Genomic DNA, 603 nt, shown 5'->3' on the forward strand with positions numbered 1-603 from the left:
AGGCCGCCGAGTTTGTCCACCGCGCGGCGGCGCAACAGGACCGTCTCCACCAGGATCGCGGCGCGGTCACCGAATCGGGCGCGGGCGGCGGCGACGTCGGCGACCCGGGTGGCGTCGGTCAGCTCGAGCCGGGCGACCTCCGCCAGCGCCGCGGCACCCGCGGCCGACCGCAGGTAGCCGACGTCTTGCGCGCTGAACCGCAGCCCACCACTCAGGAGGGTTTGACCCCGGTCACCATCACGTTGTAGAACCAGCCCTTCGGCACCACACGGCGCCACACGTTGGCGTCCACCCAGCTCAGCGTCTTCCAGCCGTTGAAGGCGAACTTCGCCCAGCCCCAGCCCAGCCGCCCGGGCGGCACCGACGCCTCGAAGGTGCGCACCGGCCAGCCGAACATCGCGGCGGTGAACTCCTCGCTGACGGTCCGCACCTGGGCGGCCCCGGCGTTGGCGGCCATCCGCTCCAGGTCGCCCGGCTCGAGCTGACCGACGCCACCCGGGTCGCCGACGTCGCCGCCGCCCGCGCCCGATTCGGTGACCGCGCCGCGATCCTGGTGGAGACGGTCCTGTTGCGCCGCCGCGCGGTGGACAAACTCGGCGGCCT

General features: G+C 74.0%; 2 pseudogenes. Both read right to left on the reverse strand.

Going from position 1 to position 603, the window contains the following annotated elements:
- Positions 1–254, reverse strand: a pseudogene (locus A5622_RS09570) (class I SAM-dependent methyltransferase); the annotation flags it as partial.
- Positions 212–603, reverse strand: a pseudogene (locus A5622_RS09575) (hypothetical protein); the annotation flags it as partial. The pseudogenes A5622_RS09575 and A5622_RS09570, both read right to left, overlap by 43 nt.

Source organism: Mycobacterium sp. 1245801.1, assembly GCF_001673055.1.
GTDB lineage: Bacteria > Actinomycetota > Actinomycetes > Mycobacteriales > Mycobacteriaceae > Mycobacterium > Mycobacterium europaeum_A.